This is a genomic window from Enterobacter cloacae complex sp. 6730903 (assembly GCF_048283985.1).
GTDB classification, from domain to species: domain Bacteria; phylum Pseudomonadota; class Gammaproteobacteria; order Enterobacterales; family Enterobacteriaceae; genus Enterobacter; species Enterobacter hormaechei_C.
The window spans coordinates 55,587-79,681 of the sequence record NZ_JBLVXX010000004.1; the positions used below are offsets into that span (position 1 = coordinate 55,587).

The window sequence follows — 24,095 nt, forward strand, 5'->3', positions numbered from 1 at the left end:
CCAAGAGACCTGAATCGTTTTCCCAATGTAACCCTTACGTAATTTTCTTACATGTATGCGATTACATTCACATTCCTCTGGATAAATTCACCAGAGATTAACCTTTTAAGAACATTTTCCCCATCCAAAAAGCGATTCCTGCGATAATCTGCCCGCCCTGTGACTGGAGTCGCAGCGTTTTCCGTTAGTAAGGGTTTTGACCAGATACGTAAATCTATGAGCCCCGTCGCGGTTAACATCCCCAGAAAAACCCTACAATTTCAGGCAGTACATATTGGCTAAGGAGCAGTGATATGCGTGTTAATGGTTTAACCCCGCAAGATCTCAAGGCTTATGGTATTCACGACGTCCAGGAAGTGGTCTACAACCCCGATTACGATACGCTGTATCAGGAAGAGCTCAATCCGGCACTGGAAGGATACGAGCGCGGTGTGTTGACGAACCTGGGTGCTATCGCCGTCGATACGGGTATTTTTACCGGTCGTTCGCCGAAAGATAAGTATATCGTCCGAGACGACACCACCCGCGATACGCTGTGGTGGGCTGATAAGGGCAAAGGGAAGAACGATAACAAACCGCTCTCCCCGGAAACCTGGCAGCATCTGAAAGGACTTGTCACCCATCAGCTTTCCGGCAAACGTCTGTTTATTATTGATGCATTCTGCGGCGCTAACGCCGACACCCGTCTCTCCGTACGGTTTATCACCGAAGTGGCCTGGCAGGCGCATTTCGTGAAGAACATGTTCATTCGTCCGACCGATGAAGAACTGCAAGACTTCACCCCTGACTTTATCGTGATGAACGGCGCGAAATGCACCAACCCGCAGTGGAAAGAGCAGGGTCTGAACTCCGAAAACTTTATCGCCTTCAACCTGACCGAGCGTATCCAGCTGATCGGCGGTACCTGGTACGGCGGCGAAATGAAGAAAGGGATGTTCTCGGTCATGAACTACCTGCTGCCGCTGCGCGGTATCGCCTCCATGCACTGCTCGGCGAACGTCGGGGAAAAAGGCGATGTAGCAGTGTTCTTCGGCCTTTCCGGCACCGGTAAAACAACGCTGTCCACCGATCCAAAACGTCGTCTGATTGGCGACGATGAACACGGCTGGGATGATGACGGCGTGTTTAACTTTGAAGGCGGCTGCTACGCGAAGACCATTCGCCTGTCGGAAGAGGCAGAGCCGGATATCTACCACGCGATTCGCCGCGATGCGCTTCTGGAAAACGTCACCGTGCGTGCCGATGGCTCTATCGACTTCGACGATGCCTCGAAAACGGAAAACACCCGCGTCTCTTACCCGATCTACCACATCGAGAACATCGTCAAGCCGGTGTCGAAGGCGGGTCATGCCACGAAGGTGATTTTCCTGACCGCGGATGCGTTCGGCGTGCTGCCACCGGTTTCCCGCCTGACCGCCAGCCAGACGCAGTACCATTTCCTCTCCGGCTTTACCGCTAAACTGGCGGGTACCGAGCGCGGTGTGACCGAGCCAACCCCAACCTTCTCCGCCTGCTTCGGCGCGGCGTTCCTGTCGCTGCACCCAACGCAGTACGCGGAAGTGCTGGTGAAACGCATGCAGGCATCCGGCGCACAGGCGTACCTGGTGAACACCGGCTGGAACGGTACGGGCAAACGTATCTCCATCAAAGATACGCGCGCCATCATCGACGCGATTCTGGATGGTTCGCTGGATAACGCCGAGACCTTTACGCTGCCGATGTTCGATCTGGCGATCCCAACAGCGCTGCCTGGCGTGGATACGCGTATCCTGGATCCGCGTAACACCTACGGTTCACCGGAACAGTGGCGTGAGAAGGCTGAATCGCTGGCGAAACTGTTTATCGAAAACTTCGAGAAGTATACCGACACACCGGCCGGTGCTGCGCTGGTGAGTGCGGGACCAAGGTAAAAGCAAAAAGGCAACGAAAGTTGCCTTTTTTAATGTTTTCTCCCTCTCCCTGTGGGAGAGGGCCGGGGTGAGGGCATCAGGCCCCACCCTTTTTTCTAACTCTCTTTCACCTGCCCCCGTAAAACCGGCACCGGTAACCACGCACGAATGCTCAAACCGCCCCGCTCGCTGGTGCCAATTTCCAGCAGTCCGTTATGGTTATCAACAATACGCTGCACAATCGCCAGGCCTAAGCCGGTTCCGCTGGTGCTGCGCGCGCTGTCGCCGCGCACAAATGGCTGGAACAGGTGCTTACGCTGCTCAGGCTTGATGCCCGGACCATCGTCTTCCACCTGGAACCAGGCGCGGTTGAGTTCCGTACCGCTGCTGACTTTGATCCAGCCGTTGCCGTAGCGCGCCGCGTTAACCACCATATTCGCCACCGCGCGTTTAATGGAGAGCGGGTGCATACGTACCTGAATCTCGCCTGCCTGAAGGTCGGTCGCAATTTCACGTTCGTAGCCGCTTTCGGCGGCAACCACTTCGCCCAGAACCGCGTTCAGATCCGCCATCTCCATCGGCATCTCCTGCCCGGTGCGCAGGTAGTCGATAAACTGCTCGATGATAGCGTTACACTCTTCGATATCCTTGTTGATGGACTCTGCAAGATAACCATCCTGCTCGCCCATCATCTCTGTTGCCAGCCGGATACGCGTCAGCGGGGTGCGAAGGTCATGGCTGACCCCTGCCATCAGCAGCGTACGGTCGTCCGCCAGCTGTTTAACGCCTGCCGCCATGTGGTTAAACGCACGCGTTACCGAGCGCACTTCCGATGCGCCATACTCGCGCAGCGGCGGTGGGATAATACCTTTACCGACCTGCAATGCCGCATGCTCCAGGTCGACCAGCGGTCGGTTCTGGATACGAATAAACAGCCATGCGCCGCCGATGGCCAGCAGCATGATCGCCAGGGTGTATCGGAACAGCGGCGAGAAGTCGCCCTGATGAATCTCGGTGAGCGGAACACGCACCCAAATGTTGGGTGACAGCCAGGTTTTCAGCCAGACAACCGGCGAGCTTTTATTGACCTCAACGCGCACTTCCGTCGGGCCGCCAAGCTGCTGCGCCATCTGCTGACTGAGGAATTCATAGTGCTGCGCCCAGCGCAGGCCGGCATCTTCCGCCGCTTCGTTCGAGTAGAGAGAAATGCCCAGCTCACGGTAGATTTCCCGACGGAACGCCGGGGGAACAACCAACTGCGTGCCGTCCTCCAGTTGCAGTTTGTCGGTCATCAGCATACGCACTTCGTATGCCAGCACCTTATTAAACTGCTGAAGGCTCGGCAGGATTGCAAAGTTCAGCACCACCAGGTAGGTTGTCACCAGGCTGACGAATAGCAGGGTGACGATCAATAACAGCGTGCGGGCAAACGAACTTCGCGGCGAGAAGCGCATTCGCCTCATGCTTTAGAGCCGTCCGGGACAAACACGTAGCCCAGACCCCACACGGTCTGAATATAACGAGGATGCGCCGGATCTTCTTCCACCATACGGCGCAGACGAGAGATCTGCACGTCGATAGAACGCTCCATCGCGGAGTATTCACGACCACGCGCCAGGTTCATCAGCTTGTCACGGGAGAGCGGCTCACGCGGGTGGCTGACCAGCGCTTTCAGCACTGCGAACTCGCCGCTGGTGAGCGGCATTGGCTCATCTTCACGGAACATCTCACGGGTGCCGAGGTTCAGCTTGAACTTACCGAATGCAATGACGGCCTCTTCCTGAGACGGCGCGCCCGGCAGTTCGTTCGCCTGACGACGCAGCACGGCGCGAATACGCGCCAGCAGTTCACGCGGGTTAAACGGCTTTGGAATGTAGTCATCAGCGCCAATCTCAAGGCCGACGATACGGTCAACTTCTTCACCCTTCGCCGTCACCATGATGATCGGCATCGGGTTGCTCTGGCTGCGCAGACGGCGGCAAATAGAGAGCCCGTCTTCGCCAGGCAGCATCAGGTCCAACACCATCAGGTGGAAAGATTCACGCGTCAGCAGACGATCCATCTGTTCCGCGTTCGCGACGCTACGAACCTGGAAGCCCTGCTCGGTCAGATAACGTTCCAGCAGCGCACGCAGGCGCATGTCGTCATCTACGACCAGAATTTTGTAGTTCTCTTGCATTGTGTGTACTCCCAAAGGTTCGGATAAGCCTGGAACAGCGTATTCTAAAAAAGTGCACGGGTTCGACCAGCAAATTCTGGTATAAATTCTAGACGAAATTGTTACAAAGCATATTTAACAGCAGCTTATCTGTTCATTTCATCACATAAATCATTATTAATCTTGTCTGTTACACTGTGCGCTACGTATTGTGCGCAAAGACAGTTAACCGGCATTAAAGGCTGCACCATGAAAACGCCTCTGATCACCCGTGAAGGGTACGAGAAACTCAAAAAAGAGATGGATTACCTGTGGCGCGAAGAGCGTCCGGAAGTGACCAAAAAAGTCACCTGGGCAGCAAGCCTGGGCGACCGCAGCGAGAATGCGGACTACCAGTACAATAAAAAGCGGCTGCGCGAAATCGATCGCCGGGTACGCTACCTGACGAAGTGCCTCGAGAATCTCAAAATTGTCGATTACTCCCCGCAGCAGGAAGGTAAAGTGTTCTTCGGCGCGTGGGTCGAAATTGAAAACGACAGCGGCGACACCCTGCGTTTTCGTATCGTCGGCTACGATGAAATTTTCGGGCGTAAGGATTACATTTCTATCGATTCACCCATGGCCCGCGCCCTGCTGAAAAAAGAGGTGGGCGATTTAGCCGTTGTCCAGACGCCTGCGGGTGAAGCAAGCTGGTACGTCAACGAAATCGAGTATGTTAAATAGTCCGAGAGCGCCCTCCCCGGCTGGCATTTTTTGGTGTCAGCCCGTATAACTATCCCCCTGATTTTCGATCCACAAGATGAACTGACCATGATGAAAGAGTCGCTCTGCCGCATTATTGCGGGTGAACTTCAGGCCAGAGCCGAACAGGTAGAAGCTGCCGTTCGCCTGCTTGATGAAGGGAACACCGTGCCGTTTATTGCACGTTATCGTAAGGAAGTCACCGGCGGTCTGGATGACACGCAGCTGCGAAACCTGGAGACCCGTCTGGGCTATCTGCGCGAGCTGGAAGACCGACGTCAGGCGATCCTCAAATCTATCGGCGAGCAGGGCAAGCTGACCAGTGACCTGGAAAAAGCCATTAACGGTACCCTGAGTAAAACCGAGCTCGAAGACCTCTATCTGCCGTACAAACCGAAGCGCCGCACGCGCGGGCAGATTGCGATCGAAGCCGGCCTTGAGCCACTGGCCGATCTGCTGTGGAACGAGCCGTCTCACGATCCGGAAACCGAAGCCGCCAAATTTATCGACGCCGATAAAGGCGTAGCGGACACCAAAGCCGCGCTGGACGGCGCGCGCTATATTCTGATGGAGCGCTTCGCCGAAGACGCGGCGCTGCTGGCCAAAGTGCGTGATTACCTGTGGAAGAACGCGCATATCGTCTCCACCGTGGTGTCCGGCAAAGAGGAAGAAGGCGCGAAATTCCGCGACTATTTCGATCACCACGAACCCATTTCTACCGCGCCGTCTCACCGCGCGCTGGCGATGTTCCGCGGCCGTAACGAAGGCGTGCTGCAACTCTCCCTGAATGCCGATCCGCAGTTTGACGAGCCGCCAAAAGAGAGCCACTGCGAGCAAATCATTATCGATCACCTCGGTCTGCGCCTGAACAACGCCCCGGCGGACAGCTGGCGCAAAGGCGTGGTGAGCTGGACCTGGCGCATTAAGGTGCTGATGCACCTTGAAACCGAGCTGATGGGCACCGTGCGCGAGCGCGCCGAAGACGAAGCGATCAACGTCTTCGCCCGTAACCTGCACGACCTGCTGATGGCGGCACCAGCTGGCCTGCGCGCCACCATGGGTCTCGATCCGGGTCTGCGTACCGGCGTGAAGGTGGCCGTGGTTGACGGCACCGGTAAGCTGGTTGCCACCGACACCATTTACCCGCACACCGGTCAGGCAGCGAAAGCGGCTGTCGTCGTCGCCGCGCTGTGCGAGAAGTACAACGTGGAGCTGGTTGCCATCGGTAACGGTACGGCGTCCCGCGAAACCGAACGTTTCTATCTCGACGTGCAGAAGCAGTTCCCGAAAGTGACGGCGCAGAAAGTGATCGTCAGCGAAGCAGGGGCATCGGTCTACTCCGCCTCTGAGCTGGCAGCGCAGGAGTTCCCGGATCTGGACGTTTCCCTGCGCGGTGCGGTCTCTATCGCCCGTCGTTTGCAGGATCCGCTGGCGGAGCTGGTGAAGATTGACCCGAAATCCATCGGCGTGGGCCAGTATCAGCACGACGTGAGCCAGACGCAGCTGGCGCGCAAGCTGGATGCGGTAGTGGAAGACTGCGTTAACGCCGTCGGCGTGGACCTGAACACCGCTTCCGTTCCCCTGCTGACCCGCGTGGCGGGCCTGACCCGTATGATGGCGCAGAATATCGTCGCCTGGCGTGATGAGAACGGTCAGTTCCAGAACCGCCAGCAGTTGCTGAAGGTGAGCCGTCTGGGGCCGAAAGCATTTGAGCAGTGCGCGGGCTTCCTGCGCATCAACCACGGCGATAACCCGCTGGATGCCTCTACCGTCCACCCGGAAGCGTACCCTGTTGTTGAGCGCATCCTGGCCGCCACCCGGCAAGCGCTGAAAGACCTGATGGGCGACAGCAGCGCGCTGCGTAACCTGAAAGCGGTGGATTTCACCGACGAACAGTTCGGCGTGCCGACGGTCACTGACATCATCAAAGAGCTGGAAAAACCGGGCCGCGATCCGCGTCCTGAGTTTAAAACCGCAACCTTTGCTGACGGCGTGGAAACCATGAACGACTTGCTGCCGGGCATGGTGCTGGAAGGGGCGGTAACCAACGTCACCAACTTCGGCGCGTTTGTGGATATCGGCGTGCATCAGGATGGTCTGGTGCATATCTCTTCCCTCGCCGACAAGTTCGTTGAAGATCCCCACACCGTGGTCAAAGCGGGCGACATCGTGAAGGTGAAAGTGCTGGAGGTGGATCTCCAGCGCAAGCGTATTGCCCTGACCATGCGTCTGGACGAGCAGCCGGGCGACACTAACGCGCGCCGTGGCGGTAATGGCGGTGGCCGTGAGCAGCAGCGTCCGGCAGCGAAAGCCGCGAAGCCACGCGGACGTGACGCACAGCCAGCAGGCAACAGCGCGATGATGGATGCGCTGGCAGCGGCGATGGGTAAGAAACGCTAATGCTGTAAATGCCCGGTGGCGCGACGCTTACCGGGCCTACGGTTTTGTAGGCCGGGCAAACGCAGTGCCGCCCGGCAAGCAGGCCGCAGGGAATTAAATAAATATGTTGTATCCATATTTAAACCACGAATTATCACCTCATTAACAAATAGCCTTCTTTTTATTTTCACCTCAATTTCGCAAATATTGAGCAAGGTCAAGCAGACCGCAAATTAATACGATTAACAACATCCCGTCACATTTTTATTATTGCTGATAAAAACTATTCTCATTATCATCGCAGTGTAGATTATTTAACCTCTCGTGGAATCAGGCGCTATGCAATTCACTCCAGACAGTGCGTGGAAAATTATCGGTTTTACCCGTGAGATAAGCCCGGCCTATCGGCAGAAGCTGCTGTCCCTGGGCATGCTACCCGGCTCATCGTTCCAGGTGGTGCGCGTTGCGCCGTTGGGCGATCCTGTTCATATCGAAACCCGACGCGTTAATCTGGTTCTGCGTAAAAAAGACCTCGCATTAATTGAAGTTGAATCTTTATCCCGTTAACAAGCCAGCGGTTTCAGTGAGTCTATTACAATGAAAAAATTAACTATTGGCTTAATTGGCAATCCTAATTCCGGCAAGACAACCTTATTTAATCAGTTAACCGGCGCACGCCAGCGTGTGGGAAATTGGGCAGGCGTGACGGTTGAACGCAAAGAAGGCCAGTTCACCACGACAGATAATCAGGTCACGCTGGTTGATTTACCGGGGACCTATTCACTCACCACGATTTCATCCCAGACCTCTCTCGATGAGCAAATTGCCTGCCACTATATTCTGAGCGGCGACGCGGATCTCCTCATCAACGTGGTGGATGCCTCCAACCTCGAACGAAATCTGTATCTCACGTTACAGCTGCTGGAGCTGGGTATTCCCTGCATCGTGGCGCTTAACATGCTCGACATCGCGGAGAAGCAAAAGCTGCGCATCGACGTCGATGCCCTCTCCGCCCGTCTGGGCTGCCCGGTGGTTCCGCTGGTTTCTACCCGCGCGCGCGGCATTGACGCCCTGAAGCTGGCGATTGACCGCCACACGGGCAATGCCGACGTCGAACTGGTGCACTATGCCCAGCCGCTGCTGCGCGAAGCCGGGCAGCTGGCGCAGGAGATGGACAACAGCATGCCCGCCAGACAACGTCTGTGGCTTGGCCTGCAAATGCTGGAAGGCGATATCTACAGCCGCGCCTACGCAGGCGATGCGGCGGATAAGCTGGACGTCGCACAGGCTCGCCTGAGCGACGAGCTGGACGATCCCGCTCTGCACATTGCGGATGCGCGCTATCAGGCCATCGCCGCTATCTGTGATGTGGTCAGCAATGCATTAACCGCTGAACCCAGCCGCTTCACCGCCGCCGTGGATAAGATTGTGCTCAACCGCTTCCTTGGTTTGCCGATCTTTTTACTGGTGATGTACGTGATGTTCCTGCTCGCCATTAACATCGGCGGTGCATTACAACCTATCTTTGATGGCGGCTCTGTCGCTATCTTCGTGCACGGTATTCAGTGGCTGGGCTACACCCTCCACTTCCCGGAATGGCTCACCATCTTCCTCGCACAGGGGATCGGCGGCGGGATCAATACCGTTCTGCCGCTGGTGCCGCAGATCGGCATGATGTACCTGTTCCTCTCCTTCCTTGAGGATTCCGGTTACATGGCGCGCGCCGCCTTCGTGATGGACCGCCTGATGCAGGCGCTGGGGCTGCCGGGCAAATCCTTCGTGCCGCTGATTGTCGGCTTTGGCTGTAACGTGCCGTCGGTGATGGGCGCACGCACGCTGGATGCACCGCGTGAACGTCTGATGACCATTATGATGGCGCCGTTCATGTCCTGCGGCGCGCGGCTGGCGATCTTCGCGGTCTTTGCCGCGGCGTTCTTTGGTCAGGAAGGGGCGCTGGCCGTCTTCTCCCTGTATGTGCTGGGTATCGTGATGGCTATTCTCACCGGCCTGATGCTGAAGCACACCATCATGCGTGGCGAAGCGTCGCCGTTCGTGATGGAACTGCCGGTTTATCACGTTCCGCATCTGAAAAGCCTGATTATTCAGACATGGCAGCGCCTGAAGGGTTTCGTTCTGCGCGCCGGTAAGGTGATTGTGGTGGTCAGCATTTTCCTGAGCGCCCTGAACAGCTTCACCCTGAGCGGCCAGGCTGCGGACAACATTAATGACTCTGCCCTAGCCTCCGTCAGCCGGATCATTACGCCGGTCTTCAAACCGATTGGCGTTCAGGAAGACAACTGGCAGGCAACCGTGGGACTGTTCACCGGCGCGATGGCAAAAGAGGTGGTTGTCGGCACCCTGAACACGCTTTACACCGCGGAAAACATCCAGGAAGAGGAGTTTAATCCGGCAGCGTTCAACCTCGGCGATGAACTGCTTGGCGCGGTGGAAGAGACCTGGCAGAGCCTGAAAGACACCTTCAGCCTGAGCGTACTGGCGAACCCGATTGAAGCCAGCAAAGGCGACGGCGAAATGGCGACCGGAGCAATGGGCGTGATGGGCCAGAAATTTGGCAGCGCGTCAGCGGCCTACAGCTACCTGATCTTCGTCCTGCTCTATATTCCGTGCATCTCGGTCATGGGCGCCATTGCCCGTGAGTCCAGCCGCGGCTGGATGGGCTTCTCCATCCTGTGGGGGCTGAACATTGCCTACTCGCTGGCGACCGTGTTTTATCAGGCCGTCAATTACAGCCAGCATCCGCGCTACAGCCTGGTCTGTATCCTCGCGGTGATCCTGTTTAACGTAATGGTGATTGGCCTGCTGCGCCGGGCGCGTAGCCGCGTTGACGTTAACCTGCTGGCAACGCGCAAAACCCCGACGACCTGCTGTAGCAGCCCTGCGGGCGACTGTCACTGAGGGGAAGAAAGATGGCATCGTTGATTCAGATTCGTGACTTACTGGCGTTACAGGGACGAATGGAGGCGAAGCAGCTTAGCCTCAGCCTGCATACGCCGCAGCCGATGATCGATGCCATGCTGGAAAGGCTGGAGGCGATGGGGAAAGCCGTGCGCATTCAGGAAGAGCCGGACGGTTGTCTGTCCGGCAGTTGTAAGAGTTGTCCTGAAGGTAAAGCCTGTCTCAGGGAGTGGTGGACGCTTCGCTGATAAAACCGGACAGCGCCGAACAAAACTCAGCAGGATGAGAGATGAACGGCGCATGTGCCGCTTTGGCAACCACCATTGATTTACTCTCCGGCCACAGCGCATCCAGCAGCGGAACCACCTTGCGCGGAACCAGTCCATCCAGATAGCCATAAATACGCAGATGCGGCACCGTTAACGACGCCAGCGGCTCGCGCAGATCGACCGTTTTCAGGATCTCCAGCCCTCCATTCAACACCTCAACCTCCGGCATCGGCAGAGAAAGCACCGTCTGCTTCAGCGTCCGCGCATCCTGACGGGCGGTTTCTGTTCCCATCGTCTGTAATGCCAGGAAACGCTCCACCGTCCGCTGGAAGTCTTCGCTCAGCTGATGCTGGAACCCGGCCAGTACCTCCGGTTTGATGCCCGGCCACGCCTCGCGGGCGCTGAAACAGGGTGATGAGGCAACGGTGATCAGCGCCTGGACCCGCTCAGGATGGCGCAGCGCAATCTGGCTTGCCACCAGCCCGCCCAGGCTCCAGCCGAGCCAGACGGCTTTTTGCGGCGCGGCATCCAGAACCTGCTCCGCCATGTCGTCAAGCGTCATCGCGCCGTAGCCGCGGCTGCGGCCATAGCCCGGTAGATCCACCAGGTGTACCGTGAATTGCGAGGCCAGTTCCTCACTTATGCAACGCCACACTTCGGCGTTCAGTCCCCATCCGTGCAGCAGCACAAGATGACAATTTCCCGTCCCAACGGTCTGCCACCACAGCGTCTTCATCAGTTAACGTTCTCTTTTTTCACATGGAGGTTGCGTATGCTAACAGTGCCCGGCTTGTGCTGGCTATGCCGAATGCCACTTGCGATGAGCGCGTGGGGCGTCTGTTCCGTTTGCACGCGAGCGCTGGGTTACCTGAAGGGCTGTCCGCAATGCGGCTTGCCTGCCGTAAGCCAGACGCTCCCCTGCGGCCGATGCCTGAAAAAAGCGCCGCCGTGGAGCGCGCTGGTGGCGGTGGATGATTACGTTTTGCCGCTGAGTCGTCTGGTTCATCAGTTTAAGTTTTCCAGCCAGACTGCACTGGCGCAGCCCCTGGCACGTCTGTTATTACTGGCGGTGTTGCAGGCGCGAAGAACGCGCGGGCTGCCGCCGGTCGACACGCTCGTGAACGTGCCACTGTTTCAGCGTCGGCACTGGCGGCGGGGATACAATCAGAGCGACCTGCTGTGCCGTCCGCTCGCCCACTGGCTGGGTTGCCGGTACCCCGCCTCTGCGCTGAAACGTACTCATGCCACTGCCGTTCAGCACCGGCTTAACGCCCGGTCGCGCAAAAGGAACCTGAAAAACGCCTTTCACCTTGAATTGCCGGTCAACGGCCTCCATATCGCGATTGTGGATGATGTCGTCACCACGGGCAGTACCGTGGCTGAACTTTCCCGACTGCTTTTGCAAAGCGGCGCCGCGTCAGTTCAGGTATGGTGTCTGTGCCGTACCTTGTAGCCCTTCTTCAATGGGCGTATGATTATACCCAGGTAATTTAGTCAACTATTAGGCCAAAGCTATGATCCGTATTTCCGATTCTGCACAAGCGCACTTTGCCAAACTGCTGGCAAATCAGGAAGAAGGGACGCAGATCCGCGTGTTTGTGATCAATCCAGGCACTCCGAATGCAGAATGTGGTGTCTCTTATTGTCCTCCGGATGCTGTGGAAGCAACTGACACTGCCCTTAAATTTGAACAGCTCACCGCGTACGTTGATGAGCTGAGCGCGCCGTATCTTGAAGATGCGGAGATTGATTTCGTCACTGACCAGCTGGGTTCTCAGCTGACGCTGAAGGCACCAAACGCCAAGATGCGTAAAGTCTCCGACGATGCCCCGCTGATGGAGCGTGTGGAATATCTGCTGCAATCGCAGATCAACCCGCAGCTGGCCGGCCACGGGGGACGTGTTTCCCTGATGGAAATCACCGAAGATGGTCTGGCGATCCTGCAATTCGGCGGCGGCTGTAACGGCTGCTCCATGGTTGATGTAACCCTGAAAGAAGGGATCGAGAAGCAGCTGCTGAACGAATTCCCGGAACTGAAAGGCGTGCGCGATCTGACCGAGCACCAGCGCGGCGAGCACTCCTACTACTGATTCAGTACCCGTCTGTATTGCCCGGTGGCGCTGCGCTTACCGGGCCTACTTTTTCTTGCCTCCCCCTCTATATGTTGACCTGCGTCTCATAATTCAAATTTTGCCACCTTGGGTGATTCTCAATCACGTCATGTTACCCGTATCATTCCCATGGGCACTCAACACCCTTATAACAGCCGACTAAACTTAACGTTTTCGCAGGCATCAGTATGAGTGCCGTTAACACTCTGTTCCCAGTTGGGACAACCGGAATTTGTCGTTGAAACAATGACGTTACCCATAACAATTCAAAGGCCAGGTCAATCATGCCATTAGTCATCGTCGCTATCGGTGTTGTGTTATTACTGCTCTTGATGATCCGCTTCAAAATGAACGGATTTATCGCTCTGGTTCTGGTGGCACTTGCAGTCGGTCTGATGCAGGGAATGCCGCTGGTTAAAGTTATCAGCTCCATTAAAGCCGGTGTCGGCGGTACGCTCGGCAGCCTGGCGCTGATCATGGGCTTCGGCGCCATGCTCGGTAAAATGCTCGCGGACTGCGGTGGCGCACAGCGTATTGCCACCACGCTGATCGACAAATTTGGTAAGAAGAACATTCAATGGGCGGTGGTGTTAACCGGTTTTACCGTCGGTTTCGCGCTGTTCTATGAAGTGGGCTTCGTGCTGATGCTGCCGCTGGTGTTCACCATCGCCGCTGCCGCCAACATCCCGCTGCTGTTCGTGGGTGTGCCGATGGCTGCGGCGCTGTCCGTGACCCACGGCTTCCTGCCGCCGCACCCGGGCCCAACGGCTATCGCCACCATCTTCCACGCCGATATGGGTAAAACCCTGCTGTTCGGTACGATTCTGGCGATCCCGACGGTGATTCTGGCAGGCCCGGTGTACGCCCGCTTCCTGAAAGGCATTGATAAGCCTATCCCGGAAGGGCTGTACAGCGCCAAAACCTTTACTGAAGAAGAGATGCCAGGCTTTGGCGTCAGCGTCTGGACCTCACTGGTACCGGTGATCCTGATGGCGATGCGTGCCATAGCAGAGATGGTTCTGCCGAAAGGTCACGCGTTCCTGTCCGTTGCGGAGTTCCTGGGCGACCCGGTGATGGCAACGCTGATTGCGGTCCTGATCGCCATGTTCACCTTCGGTCTTAACCGTGGTCGTTCCATGGATCAGATCAACGACACGCTGACCTCTTCCATCAAAATCATTGCCATGATGCTGCTGATCATCGGCGGTGGCGGCGCGTTCAAGCAGGTGCTGGTCGACAGCGGCGTGGATAAATACATCGCGGCCATGATGCATGAAACCAACGTCTCCCCTCTGCTGATGGCGTGGTCTATCGCCGCGGTGCTGCGTATTGCGCTGGGCTCTGCGACCGTTGCGGCGATTACCGCAGGCGGTATCGTTGCGCCGCTGATTGCGACCACGGGCGTAAGCCCTGAGCTGATGGTTATTGCGGTCGGTTCCGGTAGCGTGATTTTCTCCCACGTGAACGATCCGGGCTTCTGGCTGTTCAAGGAGTACTTCAACCTGACCATCGGTGAAACCATCAAGTCCTGGTCCGCGCTGGAAACCATCATTTCGGTGTGCGGTCTGATCGGGGTGCTGCTGTTGAATATGGTGGTTTGATGTAAAAAAGCCGGGTGGCGCTGACGCTTACCCGGCCTACATTCTATTCCCTCTCCCTCTGGGAGAGGGTTAGGGTGAGGGTGAAACTACCGCTTCTTACCCACCGCTTTTCGCCGCTTGTCCAAATCCTTAATCAACCTGTTCACCCCGTCATCGGCGAACATCGCTTCAAGCGTTGTGGACAGCTTGCGACGCCAGTTTTTGTACTGATAGCTGGTGCCGGGGATGTTTACCGGCTCCGCCATATCAATCCAGTCTTCCGGTTGCAGACCGAGCAACGCGCTGTTGCTGTCGGCAATATAGCGCTGTAAGCCACGGTTAAGCGTTGGCGTCATCGACATCAGCGACGCCTTATGCCCGGCGCGCTTCGGCAGACAGCCATGCTTATGCAGCGCATCCAGCAGCCCCTGCTTCGCCAGCTCGCGATCCTGATACAGCCCACGCAGAACCTCTTCATCCGGGTAGAGACCCAGCGTTTTGCCGAGCGTCAGGTCGCCGCTTTCCCAGTAGCCTCTGAGCGTAGGAAGATCATGCGTCGTCGCGACTGCCATTGACTGTTCAGGGTACGCTTTCGGCGCGCGGAAGGTTTTCTCATGGTCGTTTTCAAAATAGAGCACTTTGTAGGAGTAAACCCCGCTGTCGCGGAGCTTGCTGACAATTTCCACCGGCACGGTACCGAGATCTTCGCCAATCACCATGCACTGATGACGTTTACTCTCCAGCGCGAGGATTGAGAGCAGGTCGTCCACCGGATACTGCACGTACGCCCCGTGGTCAGCCGTTTCACCGTACGGGATCCACCACAGGCGCAGCACGGACATCACGTGGTCGATACGCAACGCGCCGCAGTTCTGCATGTTAGCGCGCAGCAGGTCGATAAACGGCTCGTAGGCACGCGCCGTCATCACGTGCGGATCCATCGGCGGTAAGCCCCAGTTCTGACCGAGCGGGCCCAGAATATCCGGCGGCGCCCCCACAGAAGCTTTCAGGCAGTAAAGCTCACGGTCACACCAGGTTTCCGCCCCGCCTTCCGCCACGCCGACGGCCAGATCGCGATACAACCCGATCGGCATGTTATAGCCCTGGCTCACCTGCCAGCAGGCGGCAAACTGGCTGTACGCCAGCCACTGCAACCAGAGATAGAAATCCACCTCGTCGGCATGCGTCTCACAGAACGCCTTCACTTCCGGGGTATCCACGGACTGATACGCTTCCGGCCACACCGGCCAGCCCCAGCGCATCTCGTCCTCCTGAACCTGATACGCATGCAGCGCATCAAACGCCGCCTGCCAGTAAAGGCTCTCACCTTCCTGCATCACAAACTGGCGGAAGGCTGCCATCTGCTCGTCGTCGCGTTTCGCAAAGCCTTTCCACGCCAGACGCAAAGCCGCCATTTTCAGCGCGGTCACGGAGGCATAATCCACCCAGTCCGCATCGCGGGCCTGTTTCAGCAACTGTTGCGTGGTCTCAAGCTTCCACCACGCCTGAGCCTCTTTGCTGTTTTTGAAATCGTCTAACGCGTTAACGTCGATATAAATCACGTTCAGCCAGCGACGGGACGACGGGCTGTACGGGCTGGCGCTTTCCGGGTTGGCCGGATAGAGCGCGTGGATCGGGTTGAGGCCGATAAATGCCCCGCCGCGCTCACCAACAGATGCCAGCATCTTTTTCAGATCGCCGAAATCGCCGATTCCCCAGTTGCTGTCCGAGCGCAGGGTGTAGAGCTGCACGCAGGCGCCCCACAGCTTTTTGCCTTCCAGCAGCGCCTGCGGCTCATAGCAGCGCTTTGGCGCCACGATCACCCGGCAGTGAAAACGCTGGTCGTCCCGGGTGAGCGTAAGCGTGTGGTAGCCCTCCGGCAGCTTCGCCGGAAGGTTGAGGGTTTTGCCGCCGGTGGCATGGCCTTTGTGCTGATGCCCCTCTTCGGTGGTGAGCAGCCAGCTGAACTCGCCGCGCCCTTCCACCGCCAGCGGCATCTTTTTGCCCGCGGTAAAGACCTTCACGTTCGGCACCGGCGCACCCGACGCTTTCGCGTCGGTTTTGTGCATGGCATCCAGCAAACGTCTTTTGGTGTCCGCACCAATAGACTGCGGTTTGCCGTGCGCATTGATGTAACTGAGGCTAATTCCCGCCGCCTGCGCGGCACTGTCCAGACGTTTACTCTCCATCGCGCTTCCTTAGCGTTTTGCCTGCCAGATACGAGCCTGATAATCACGGATTGAGCGGTCAGAGCTGAACATACCGCAGCGCGCGGTGTTCAGGATACACGCGCGGGTCCAGGCATCCTGGTCGCGATACAGCACGTCGACCTGCTTCTGCGCTTCAACATAAGCAGAGAAGTCAGCCATCACCAGGTACGGGTCGCCGCCCTGTTTGTCCATGCTGTGCAGCATCTGGTCAAACGCGTGCTTGTCGCCGTCGCTGTACTTCCCGCTTTCCAGCTCTTTGAGCACCGCATCCAGCACTTTGTCTTTTTTACGCCATTTCACCGGGTCATACCCTTTGGCTTTGATGGCTTTCACTTCTTCAACAGTATGGCCGAAGATAAAGATGTTCTCTTCGCCGACCTTCTCGGCGATTTCGACGTTCGCACCGTCCAGCGTGCCGACGGTCAGCGCGCCGTTCAGGGCCAGCTTCATGTTGCCGGTACCGGACGCTTCTTTACCGGCGGTAGAGATCTGCTCGGAAATATCCGCCGCCGGGATCAGCATTTCAGCCGCAGAGACGCAGTAGTCCGGCAGGAACACCACCTTCAGCTTGTCGCCCACTTTCGGATCGTTGTTAATCGCCGCCGCCACTTTATTAATGGCAAGGATAATGTTTTTCGCCAGGTAGTAGCCCGGCGCCGCTTTCGCACCGAACAGGAACACGCGCGGGACGCGGTCAGCCTGCGGGTTCTCGCGGATCTCTTTGTACAGCGCCAGAATGTGCAGCAGGTTCAGGTGCTGACGTTTGTACTCGTGCAGACGTTTGATCTGGATATCGAAAATCGCATTCGGGTTGATCTCAATTCCGGTGCGCATTTTCACGAACTCAGCCAGACGAACCTTGTTCTCCAGCTTAATGGCGCGGTACTGCTCGCGGAACTTCGCGTCGTCAGCCTGTTTTTCCAGGTTGATCAGCTGGTCCAGGTCGTTGGCCCACTCTTTCTTCAGGGTCTTGTCCAGCAGGCCGGCCAGCAGCGGGTTGCACTGCTTGATCCAGCGACGCGGCGTGATGCCGTTGGTCACGTTATGGAATTTGGTCGGCCACAGCTGGTGGTATTCCGGGAAGAGATCTTTCACCACCAGATCCGAGTGCAGCGCGGCAACGCCGTTCACCGCAAAGCCGCTGACCACGCACATGTTCGCCATGCGCACCTGTTTGTCGTGTACCACGGCCAGCTTCGCCCAGACGGCTTTGTCGCCCGGCCAGGTTTTCTCCACCAGCGTTTTGAACTGGTCGTTAATCTTATTGATGATCTGCATATGGCGCGGCAGCAGCGTTTTCACCAGCTTCTCATCCCAGCACTCCAGCGCTTCCGGCATCAGGGTGTGGTTGGTGTAGGCGAAGGTGCGGCTGGTGATGGCCCAGGCGTCATCCCAGCTCAGCTGATGCTCGTCGATCAGCACGCGCAGCAGTTCCGGGATGGCAATGGTCGGGTGCGTGTCGTTAAGCTGAATCACTTCGAAGTCCGGCAGCTGTGCCAGCTTGCGGCCCGCCAGGTGATGGCGACGCAGAATGTCCGCCACGGAGCAGGCGCACTGGAAGTACTGCTGCATCAGACGCAGTTTTTTACCCGCCAGATGGTTGTCGTTCGGGTAGAGGACTTTGGTCAGCTTCTCGGCATCGATCCCCTGCTGCTCGGCGCGCAGGAAATCACCGTCGTTGAATTTGGTCAGGTTAAACGGATGCGCGTGCTTCGCCTGCCACAGACGCAGCGGCTGCGCCACGCCGTTACGGTAGCCGAGTACCGGCAGATCCCAGGCTTCACCGGTAATGGTGAACGCCGGTTCCCAGAGTCCCTGCTTCGTGACTTTCCCGCCAATCCCGACCTGCACATCCAGCTGCGCGTTGTGGCGGAACCACGGATAGGTATTGCGGTGCCAGTCGTCCGGCGCTTCCATCTGATGGCCGTCGGCAAATGACTGACGGAACAGGCCATACTGATAGTTCAGGCCATAGCCAATTGCCGACTGACCCACGGTTGCCATGGAATCCAGGAAGCAGGCTGCCAGACGTCCCAGACCGCCATTACCCAGCGCCGGGTCAATCTCTTCTTCCAGCAGATCGGTCAGGTTGATGTCGTGTTCTTTCAGCACGTCACCGACGTCCTGATACCAGCCAAGGTTCAGCAGATTGTTGCCCGTCAGACGACCAATCAGGAACTCCATCGAAATGTAGTTGACGTGACGCTGGCCTTTCACAGGCTTCGCCACAGGCTGAGCGTCCAGCTGCTCTGCGAGCGCCCCGCTCACCGCCTGCCACCACTGGTGAGGCGTCATCTCGTTTGCAGCATGAAGGCCAAAACGCTGCCACTGACGCGTCAGGGCAGCCTGAAATTGAGCTTTGTTGAAAGTAGGCTGTGACATAGGGAATCGGCATCCTGTAGAGAGAAAACACATTTGGCGCTAGTGTGCCTGGCTCATTGCGCCTCTTCCTCCTCCTGTCGGGGATTAGGCAGGGAGGAGTAGCGGGGATGAGCATAAAAGTGTGATCGAGGCCACTGTGTAAGTGTGCGCTTCGCGGAAAAAGCGATCCCGGAAGAGCGTCAAAGAAATGAAATGCAGTTTCGGAGGAAAGTTATCATCGCTGAAATGATTACTTACGTAGAATAATATTTCCGCGCGTCGGGATTATTCAGCACCACTATTAAGCCCATGCAACTTTCCCTGAAGTTAATTAACTTCAGCGTCATTATCTCTTTCTGAAACCAGTTTCAGCGCAACCGCGCCTTATGCAGGCAAGCCAGAAGCAGCGCGGCATCCAGCCAATTACGGAAAGTTCCATCAGTGATGAGAATGTTTTGTGACAGAGTGCAAATTCAGAGCCTCCAAACCCAGACATAACTTGCAATAGTTCCTCTATTGGCCGAACTTATAGATATTAATTACGAAGCGCAAAAAAAATAAATTCTCTCGTTCCCCACAGTGAAGTGAAAACTATGTTGATTCCGTCCAAATTAAGTCGCCCGGTTCGTCTTGACCATACTGTGGTCCGCGAGCGCCTGCTGGCTAAACTTTCCGGTGCGCATAATTTCCGACTGGCGCTGGTTACGAGTCCTGCGGGTTATGGAAAAACAACGCTCATTTCGCAATGGGCGGCAGGTAAAAACGATCTTGGCTGGTACTCCCTGGATGAAGGTGATAACCAGCAGGAGCGTTTTGCCAGCTATTTAATTGCCGCGATTCAGCAGGCAACCAACGGACACTGCGTCACCAGCGAAGTGATGGTGCAGAAGCGCCAGTACGCCAGCCTGTCCTCTCTTTTCTCCCAGCTGTTTATCGAGCTGGCCGAATGGCATCGCCCGCTGTATGTGGTGATTGATGATTATCATCTGATCACCAACCCGGTTATTCACGAGTCCATGCGTTTCTTCCTGCGCCATCAGCCGGAAAACCTGACGCTGGTTGTCCTGTCGCGTAACCTTCCGCAGTTGGGCATTGCCAACCTGCGCGTGCGCGATCAGTTGCTGGAAATCGGCAGTCAGCAGCTGGCCTTTACCCATCAGGAAGCGAAGCAGTTCTTTGACTGCCGCCTGACGTCTCCGATTGAGGCGTCGGAAAGCAGCCGCCTGTGCGATGACGTTGCCGGCTGGGCCACGGCGCTTCAGCTGATTGCCCTCTCCGCGCGGCAAAACAACAGCCCGACGCATCAGTCCGCACGCCGCCTGGCGGGCATCAACGCCAGCCACCTGTCGGATTATCTGGTGGATGAAGTACTCGACAGCGTTGACCTCTCCACCCGCCATTTCCTGCTGAAAAGCTCCCTGCTGCGTTCCATGAACGATGCGCTGATTGTGCGCGTCACCGGCATTGAAAACGGGCAGCTTCAGCTCGAAGAGATTGAACGTCAGGGTCTGTTCCTGACGCGCATGGACGATCACGGCGAATGGTTTAGCTACCATCCGCTGTTTGGCAGCTTCCTGCGTCAGCGTTGCCAGTGGGAACTGGCCGCAGAGCTGCCTGACATTCACCGCGCCGCCGCCGAAAGCTGGATGGCGCAAGGTTTTCCGAGTGAGGCTATCCACCATGCGCTGGCCGCCGGGGATGCCGGTATGCTGCGCGATATTCTGCTCAACCACGCGTGGGGACTGTTCAACCACAGCGAACTGACGCTGCTGGAAGAGTCGTTAAAAGCGCTGCCGTGGGAAAGCCTGCTGGAGAACCCGCGTCTGGTGCTGCTCCAGGCCTGGCTGATGCAGAGCCAGCATCGCTACAGCGAAGTGAACACCCTGCTGGCGCGCGCCGAGCAGGAGATGGAAAGCGAGATGGATACCACCCTGCATGGCGAATTTAACGCCCTGCGTGCGCAGGTGGCGATTAACGACGGTGACCCTGATGAAGCCGAACGGCTGGCGATGGTCGCGCTGGATGAGCTGCCGCTGGCGAATTTTTACAGCCGTATTGTCGCCACCTCGGTACACGGCGAAGTGCTGCACTGTAAGGGCGATCTCACGCGTTCGCTTTCACTCATGCAGCAAACCGAACAGATGGCGCGCCGACACGATGTCTGGCATTACGCCCTGTGGAGTCTGATCCAGCAAAGCGAGATTTTATTTGCTCAGGGGTTCCTGCAAGCCGCCTGGGAAAACCAGGAGAAAGCGTTCCAGCTGATCCGTGAACAGCATCTGGAACAGCTGCCGATGCACGAGTTCCTGTTGCGTATTCGCGCTCAGCTGCTGTGGGCATGGTCGCGTCTGGATGAAGCGGAAAGCTGCGCCCGCCAGGGTCTGAATGTCCTTTCGAGCTTCCAGCCGCAGCAGCAGCTCCAGTGTCTGGCTCTGCTGGTGCAGTGCTCGCTGGCGCGCGGCGACCTGGATAATGCCCGCAACCATCTTAACCGCCTGGAAAACCTGCTCGGCAACGGGCAGTACCATAGCGACTGGGTATCCAACGCCGATAAGGTCCGGGTGATTTACTGGCAGATGACCGGCGATAAAAAGTCCGCCGCCAACTGGCTGCGTCATACGCCTAAACCGGAATTTGCCAATAACCACTTCCTGCAAAGCCAGTGGCGCAACATCGCCCGCGTGCAGATCCTGCTGGGTGACTTTGAGCCTGCGGAGATCGTGCTGGAAGAGTTAAACGAAAACGCCCGCAGCCTGCGCCTGATGAGCGATTTAAACCGCAACCTGCTGCTGTTAAACCAGCTTTACTGGCAGGCGGGACGTAAAAATGATGCCCAGCGCGTACTGCTGGAAGCGTTGCAGCTGGCGAACCGCACCGGGTTTATCAGCCACTTTGTGATTGAGGGTGAAGTGATGGCCCAGCAGCTGCGCCAGCTGATTCAGCTCAACACGCTGCCGGAACTCGATCAGCATCGCGCCCAGCGCATTCTGCGCGAGATCAACCAGCATCATCGCCACAAGTTTGCGCACTTCGATGAAAACTTTGTTGAACGTCTGCTGAACCATCCGGAAGTGCCGGAGCTTATCCGCACCAGCCCGCTCACCCAGCGTGAATGGCAGGTGCTGGGGCTGATCTACTCAGGCTACAGCAACGAGCAGATTGCCGGTGAGCTGGCGGTGGCGGCGACCACCATTAAAACGCACATTCGCAATCTGTATCAGAAGCTGGGCGTGGCGCATCGACAGGATGCGGTGCAGCATGCGCAGCAGCTGTTGAAGATGATGGGATACGGGGTTTAGTTTTGTGCGGCCTGATGCCCTCACCCCGGCCCTCTCCCACAGGGAGAGGGAGAACGGCTTTTCAACACAACTCTAACTGCACATTATTATCTTTAATCACCTGCATGACGCCCGCCGGCGGCATCACGTCGGTGTAGACCGCATTCACCATGCTGATGCTGCCCATGTTCACCATTGCGTTACGGCCAAACTTGGAGTGATCCACCACCAGCATTACGTGGCGTGAGTTCTCAATGATCGCGCGCTTGGTGCGCACTTCGTGGTAATCAAACTCCAGCAGCGAGCCGTCGGTGTCGATGCCGCTGATCCCCAGAATGCCGAAGTCGAGGCGGAACTGAGAGATAAAATCGAGCGTCGCTTCGCCGATAATGCCCCCGTCGCGGCTGCGCAGTTCGCCGCCCGCGAGGATGATGCGGAAATCGTCTTTCTGCATCAACGTGTTGGCCACGTTCAGGTTGTTGGTCACCACGCGCAGGTTCTCGTGGTTTAGCAGCGCATGGGCGACCGCTTCCGGGGTGGTGCCGATATCAATAAACAGCGTCGCGCCGTTCGGGATCTGGCTCGCCACTTTACGGGCGATACGCTCTTTCTCTGCCGTTTGCGTCGCCTTACGGTCATGCCATGAGGTGTTCACCGAGCTGGACGGCAGCGCGGCGCCGCCGTGGTGACGCAGAATACGGTTCTGATCGGCCAGGTCGTTGAGGTCACGACGGATGGTTTGCGGGCTGACGGCAAACTGCTCCACCAGCTCTTCAGTACTGACGTATCCCTGTTTTTTTACCAGTTCGATAATGGCGTCATGACGTTGTGTTTGTTTCATCAAATGTCCCTGAGAATTATGTTCGTTTTCGCGCATGGAGCGTATCGGCCAGCGCCATCGCCAGCCCGACCGCCAGGCCGGTAACGTGCGCACCATTGGCGATAGACATACCAAACAGATCAAACCATCCGGCAATAAGCCATATTAACGCAAAGGTTATTAATCCACGTTGTAAATAGATGCCGCTATCCGGGTCGCGCTCGCCTCTGAGCCAGGCGTAACCCATCAGGGCGTACACCACGCCGGATAACCCGCCAAACCACGGACCGCTGAATTTATGCTGCACGTAGCCGCTTAACAGGGCGCTGATAAGGGTGATCACAATCAGCTTGCCGCTGCCGAGCCGCTTCTCCACCGCCCCGCCGAGATACCACCACCACAGCAGGTTAAAGAGGATATGCATCACCGAGAAGTGCATCAGCGCATGCGTGAAGTAGCGCCAGACATCAAATTGCAGGGAGGGATCGTAGGGCCATGCGAGGGCAATCATCACGCTCTGGTCGCCCACCACGCTCATAATAATGAAGACGGTGATGCAGGCTGCCATCAAAAGCAGCGTAAACGGTCCTGCGCGCTCGCGGAGGGTGGCGAGAAACGGAAAACGTTGATAGTGCAGGCCACTGCCGGTCTGGCCGGATTGCCAGCTTGCCGCCAGATAACGCGGGTCGCCCGGGTTTTCCAGAAAACGCGCCAGCTCGTCATTCACGCGGCTGGCCTGGCTTTCGTCTGCCAGCCAGACATCCGTCTGTGTATGCTGCTGAATAGTCAGGATAATGCCCTGCGTCGCCATATAGTCGACAAACGCCTGGGCGACGCGCGGGTTGCTAAAAGAGGTGATCATCAACATGGGCAGCGGTCGCTTATTTCCACACAAAAGGGGACAGTATAGCGGGATCAGCGCTCAAACGCGTATTCAACTTCTGCCGGGAAATGACGATGCCAGGCATCGAAGCCGCCCTCGACGCTGTACACCGCGTCGTAACCCTGCTGGAGCAGATACTGCGCCGCGCCTTTACTGCTGTTGCCGTGATAGCACATCACCATCACCGGGGTATCGAAGTCGTTATCGCGCATAAACGCGCCCAGCGTGTCGTTGGTGAGATGGAACGCGCCCGGCGTGTGGCCCATCGCAAAGCTCTGCGGATCGCGGATGTCCACCAGCACCGCTTTTCCCTGGTGCATCTTCTGGTGGGCTTCTTCTACGTTAATACATTCAAACTGTTCCATGGTGTTCTCTTTCGATTATTCAGATTTTATGCGGCTTGCTGACCCTCACCCCTGCCCTCTCCCTAAAAGGGAGAGGGAGCAAACCATCCCCTCGCCCCTCTGGGGAGAGGGTTAGGGTGAGGGGAGAGGGCATCA

Annotated in this window: 18 protein-coding genes; 10 read left to right on the top strand and 8 right to left on the bottom strand. The window is 57.2% G+C overall.

The window, feature by feature from the left end:
• Positions 1–293 precede the first annotated feature (293 nt).
• Positions 294–1,910: a phosphoenolpyruvate carboxykinase (ATP) gene (gene pckA / locus ACNQ0W_RS03065; RefSeq protein ID WP_015571439.1), complete on the top strand. Its 1,617-nt coding sequence runs from the start codon at positions 294–296 to the stop codon at positions 1,908–1,910.
• 95 nt (positions 1,911–2,005) lie between these two features.
• On the opposite strand, the gene envZ is transcribed toward pckA, so the two are convergent.
• Positions 2,006–3,352: a two-component system sensor histidine kinase EnvZ gene (envZ, locus tag ACNQ0W_RS03070; RefSeq protein WP_003861615.1), complete on the bottom strand. Its 1,347-nt coding sequence runs from the start codon at positions 3,350–3,352 to the stop codon at positions 2,006–2,008.
• On the bottom strand, positions 3,349–4,068 hold the full coding sequence (gene ompR / locus ACNQ0W_RS03075; protein ID WP_001157751.1) for a two-component system response regulator OmpR: 720 nt from the start codon (positions 4,066–4,068) through the stop codon (positions 3,349–3,351). The genes envZ and ompR overlap by 4 nt, the downstream gene beginning before the upstream one ends.
• 228 nt (positions 4,069–4,296) lie before the next feature.
• Here ompR and greB point away from each other — a divergent pair, with 228 nt between their 5' ends.
• The 5 genes from greB to feoC all read left to right on the top strand — a co-directional run bounded on the left by greB (position 4,297) and on the right by feoC (position 10,331).
• A complete protein-coding gene (greB, locus tag ACNQ0W_RS03080; protein ID WP_017384149.1) occupies positions 4,297–4,770 on the top strand; it encodes a transcription elongation factor GreB in 474 nt (157 codons plus the stop codon).
• Positions 4,771–4,857: 87 nt separating this feature from the next.
• Complete coding sequence (locus ACNQ0W_RS03085; protein WP_062933386.1) at positions 4,858–7,188, top strand: Tex family protein; 2,331 nt, start codon at positions 4,858–4,860, stop codon at positions 7,186–7,188.
• Between the two features lie 318 nt (positions 7,189–7,506).
• Complete coding sequence (gene feoA, locus ACNQ0W_RS03090; protein WP_003861611.1) at positions 7,507–7,734, top strand: ferrous iron transporter A; 228 nt, start codon at positions 7,507–7,509, stop codon at positions 7,732–7,734.
• Between the two features lie 30 nt (positions 7,735–7,764).
• On the top strand, positions 7,765–10,083 hold the full coding sequence (gene feoB / locus ACNQ0W_RS03095) for a Fe(2+) transporter permease subunit FeoB (RefSeq protein ID WP_015571442.1): 2,319 nt from the start codon (positions 7,765–7,767) through the stop codon (positions 10,081–10,083).
• An 11-nt stretch (positions 10,084–10,094) separates the two neighbouring features.
• Positions 10,095–10,331, top strand: coding sequence for a [Fe-S]-dependent transcriptional repressor FeoC (gene feoC, locus ACNQ0W_RS03100; protein WP_039269603.1), 237 nt, complete (start codon positions 10,095–10,097; stop codon positions 10,329–10,331).
• Here the strand turns inward: feoC and bioH are convergent.
• Positions 10,306–11,088, bottom strand: coding sequence for a pimeloyl-ACP methyl ester esterase BioH (bioH, locus tag ACNQ0W_RS03105; RefSeq protein ID WP_062933370.1), 783 nt, complete (start codon positions 11,086–11,088; stop codon positions 10,306–10,308). The genes feoC and bioH overlap by 26 nt on opposite strands.
• Before the next feature lie 36 nt (positions 11,089–11,124).
• On the opposite strand from bioH, the gene gntX reads away from it, so the two are divergent.
• The 3 genes from gntX to gntT all read left to right on the top strand — a co-directional run bounded on the left by gntX (position 11,125) and on the right by gntT (position 14,064).
• Complete coding sequence (gntX, locus tag ACNQ0W_RS03110) at positions 11,125–11,805, top strand: DNA utilization protein GntX (protein ID WP_062933369.1); 681 nt, start codon at positions 11,125–11,127, stop codon at positions 11,803–11,805.
• Between the two features lie 61 nt (positions 11,806–11,866).
• Positions 11,867–12,442, top strand: a complete 576-nt coding sequence (gene nfuA, locus ACNQ0W_RS03115) for a Fe-S biogenesis protein NfuA (RefSeq protein WP_003861601.1) — start codon at positions 11,867–11,869, stop codon at positions 12,440–12,442.
• Positions 12,443–12,747: 305 nt separating this feature from the next.
• Complete coding sequence (gntT, locus tag ACNQ0W_RS03120; protein WP_047728578.1) at positions 12,748–14,064, top strand: gluconate transporter; 1,317 nt, start codon at positions 12,748–12,750, stop codon at positions 14,062–14,064.
• Between the two features lie 86 nt (positions 14,065–14,150).
• Here the strand turns inward: gntT and malQ are convergent, their stop codons facing one another.
• Positions 14,151–16,232: a 4-alpha-glucanotransferase gene (gene malQ / locus ACNQ0W_RS03125; protein WP_062933368.1), complete on the bottom strand. Its 2,082-nt coding sequence runs from the start codon at positions 16,230–16,232 to the stop codon at positions 14,151–14,153.
• Positions 16,233–16,241: 9 nt separating this feature from the next.
• Complete coding sequence (malP, locus tag ACNQ0W_RS03130; RefSeq protein ID WP_062933367.1) at positions 16,242–18,635, bottom strand: maltodextrin phosphorylase; 2,394 nt, start codon at positions 18,633–18,635, stop codon at positions 16,242–16,244.
• A gap of 572 nt (positions 18,636–19,207) precedes the next feature.
• On the opposite strand from malP, the gene malT reads away from it, so the two are divergent.
• Positions 19,208–21,913, top strand: coding sequence for an HTH-type transcriptional regulator MalT (malT, locus tag ACNQ0W_RS03135; RefSeq protein WP_062933366.1), 2,706 nt, complete (start codon positions 19,208–19,210; stop codon positions 21,911–21,913).
• 61 nt (positions 21,914–21,974) lie between these two features.
• On the opposite strand, the gene ACNQ0W_RS03140 is transcribed toward malT, so the two are convergent.
• Genes ACNQ0W_RS03140 through glpE form a run of 3 tightly spaced genes read right to left on the bottom strand, consistent with a single transcriptional unit; the run spans position 21,975 to position 23,960 of the window.
• Positions 21,975–22,733, bottom strand: a complete 759-nt coding sequence (locus tag ACNQ0W_RS03140) for a DeoR/GlpR family transcriptional regulator (RefSeq protein ID WP_032655365.1) — start codon at positions 22,731–22,733, stop codon at positions 21,975–21,977.
• A gap of 16 nt (positions 22,734–22,749) precedes the next feature.
• On the bottom strand, positions 22,750–23,580 hold the full coding sequence (gene glpG, locus ACNQ0W_RS03145) for a rhomboid family intramembrane serine protease GlpG (RefSeq protein WP_062933365.1): 831 nt from the start codon (positions 23,578–23,580) through the stop codon (positions 22,750–22,752).
• Between the two features lie 47 nt (positions 23,581–23,627).
• Positions 23,628–23,960: a thiosulfate sulfurtransferase GlpE gene (glpE, locus tag ACNQ0W_RS03150; protein ID WP_062933364.1), complete on the bottom strand. Its 333-nt coding sequence runs from the start codon at positions 23,958–23,960 to the stop codon at positions 23,628–23,630.
• Between the last annotated feature and the right edge of the window lie 135 nt (positions 23,961–24,095).